This window comes from Bradyrhizobium sp., from assembly GCF_019242285.1.
GTDB lineage: Bacteria > Pseudomonadota > Alphaproteobacteria > Rhizobiales > Xanthobacteraceae > Bradyrhizobium.
This window is the reverse complement of record NZ_JAFAVV010000637.1, coordinates 1-2,721: the sequence shown is the minus strand read 5'-3', so window position 1 is coordinate 2,721 and position 2,721 is coordinate 1. Positions and strand designations below refer to the sequence as shown.

The following is a 2,721-nucleotide window of genomic DNA, read 5'->3' as shown; positions in this document are numbered from 1 at the left end:
CGGCAGCGAGGGGGTCGACGGCGAGATTCTGAAATCCTGCGCCGATGCCAATTGCCCCGAGGAGAACATCGTCGAGCTCGCCAATGGCTGCATCTGCTGCACCGTGGCCGACGATTTCATTCCGACCATGCAGACCTTGCTGGCGCGCGAAGTGCGGCCCGATCACATCCTGATCGAGACGTCCGGGCTCGCGCTGCCGAAACCGCTGCTGAAGGCGTTCGACTGGCCGGAGATTCGTTCGCGCATCACAGTCGACGGCGTGATTGCGCTGGCGGATGCCGAAGCCGTCGCCGCCGGCCGCTTCGCGCCGGACCCGGCCGCTGTCGATGCGCAGCGCGCGGCCGACGAGAGCATCGATCACGAGACGCCGCTATCGGAAGTGTTCGAGGACCAGGTCTGCTGCGCCGACATCGTGCTGCTCACCAAGGCCGACCTCGCCGGCGAGGCGGGACTTGCGGCGGCGCGGCGCGCGATCGAGGCCGAGGTGCCGCGGTCGATCCCGATGCTGGCGGTCACCGACGGCGCGATCGACCCACAGCTCATTCTCGGGCTCAATGCGGCGGCCGAGGACGATCTCGCGGTGCGGCCGTCGCACCATGACGGCGAGGAGGAGCATGAGCATGACGACTTCGACTCCGTCGTCGTCGAATTGCCCGAGGTTACTGATATCGAATCGCTGGTTGATTCGATCGCGCGGCTGGCGCGCGAGCAGAACGTGCTGCGGGCCAAGGGCTATCTCGCGGTGAAGGGCAAGCCGATGCGGCTGCTGGTGCAGTCGGTCGGCGAGCGCGTGCGCCACCAGTTCGATCAGCCCTGGGGTGCGCGGCCGCGGCGCTCCAGGCTGGTCGTGATCGGCGAGCGCGGCGACATCGACGAGCGCGCGATCAAAGCGAGGCTTGGTCTCTGATGCACGTCGTCTTCCGCGAGAGTCATGGTCTGGAAAGTATTGGCCTGGAGGAGACCGCGACAGCAATCGATCTCGGTCAGGACCCGGCCGACCTCGTGGCGCTGTCGTTCTCCGACAGCGACCTCGCGGCATTCGCGGCCGGCTGGCGGCGCGGCCGCGCTATTCTGCCGTCGCTGCGGCTGGCGAATCTCACGGCGCTGCGCCATCCGCTCTCGGTCGATACCTATATCGAGCGCACGCTGGCGTCCGCGCGCGGCCTATTGGTGCGGCTGATCGGCGGCGAATCCTACTGGTCCTACGGCGTCGCCGCGCTGCATCAGCTTGCCAAGGCGCGCGGCATCGCGCTCGCGGTGCTGCCGGCCGACGGCCGCGAGGATGCGCGGCTCGACGCGCTCTCGACCCTGCCGCGCTCGACGCTGCGGCAATTGAAGGCGCTCTGCGATACCGGCGGCGCGATCGCGGCGCAGGCGGCGATCGCCCAGCTCGCGCTGGCCTCCGGGCTCTATGCCGGGCCGGTGCTGGGGAACGTCGAGCTTCCGGAAATCGGTTTCTATGATCCGGCCAGAGGTGCGCTCGACGCGCTGCCGGCGCTCGATCGGCGGCCGCTGGCGCTGGTCACCTTCTACCGCGCCTATCTCGCGGCCGCCGATACCGGCCCGGTCGATGCGCTGATCGAGGCGTTGCGGCAACGAGGCTTTGTGGCCTATGGCGTCTTCGCGCCTTCGTTGAAGACGCCCGGTGTTGCGGATTGGCTGCGATCGCAGTTTGCGGCGCAGCCGCCGGCTGCGATCGTCAATGCCACGGCGTTCTCGGCCATGGGCGAGGACGGCACCACTCCGTTCGATGCTTTGTCCTGCCCGGTGTTCCAGGTCGCACTGTCGACCGCCCGCCGCGAGGACTGGGCGGCTTCGCTGCGCGGCCTGTCGCCCGCCGATCTCGCCATGCATGTGGTGCTGCCGGAGATCGACGGCAGGATTCTTGCCGGCGTCGTCAGCTTCAAGTCGCTGGAAGCCCGTGATCCGGATTTGCAGGTCGCGCTCGCCGCGCATCGAGCGGATGAAGCGCGCGTCAGCGCCGCGGTCGCGCGCGTCGCGTCCTGGCGTCGGCTGGCGACGATGCCAGTGCGCGACAAGCGCCTCGCCATCATCCTGTCGAGCTATCCCGGCCGGCCGCATCAGCTCGCGCATGCCGTCGGCCTCGATGCGCTGGCCTCGGTGGAAACGTTGCTCGGCGATCTCGCCGAGGCCGGCTTCGATGTCGCGGCCGGCGATGCGCTCGGCCGGGCGCTGGGTGAGGCGAGGATCACCTGGAGCGTCGCCGACTATCGCGCCGCGCTGTCGAAACTCTCGCCGCAATTGCAGGACAGCGTCGCGCAGGCATGGGGCGCGCCGGAAGATGATGCGCAGGTCGAGGGCGGCCTGTTTCGTTTCGCTGCCATCCGCCGCGGCAATGCCGTCATCGCCGTGCAGCCCGAGCGCGGCGTGGTCGCGCAGCGCGAGGCCGACTATCATGATCTCTCGCGCACGCCGCGCCACGCCTATGTCGCGTTCTATCTCTGGCTCCGAAGCCAGAGCATCGATGCGCTGGTCCACATGGGGGCGCATGGCACGCTGGAATGGCTGCCGGGCAAGTCGGTGGCGCTGTCGGAGGATTGCTGGCCCGAGGCCCTGATCGGCGACCTGCCGGTGATCTATCCCTTCATCGTCAACGATCCCGGCGAGGCGGCGCAGGCCAAGCGGCGGATCGGCGCCGTCACCATCGGCCATCTGCCGCCGCCCTTGGTGCCGAGCCTGTTGCCGCGCCACCTGGTCCGG

2 protein-coding genes are annotated in these 2,721 nt (G+C 69.0%); both read left to right on the top strand.

Annotated features, from left to right (window positions below; all coding sequences use genetic code 11):
* A partial coding sequence (gene cobW, locus JOY90_RS25980; RefSeq protein ID WP_291693966.1) for a cobalamin biosynthesis protein CobW occupies positions 1-907 on the top strand: 907 nt, incomplete at its 5' end.
* Positions 907-2,721 (top strand): cobaltochelatase subunit CobN (locus JOY90_RS25975; protein WP_291693965.1); only part of this gene is annotated, 1,815 nt, incomplete at its 3' end. The genes cobW and JOY90_RS25975, both read left to right, overlap by 1 nt.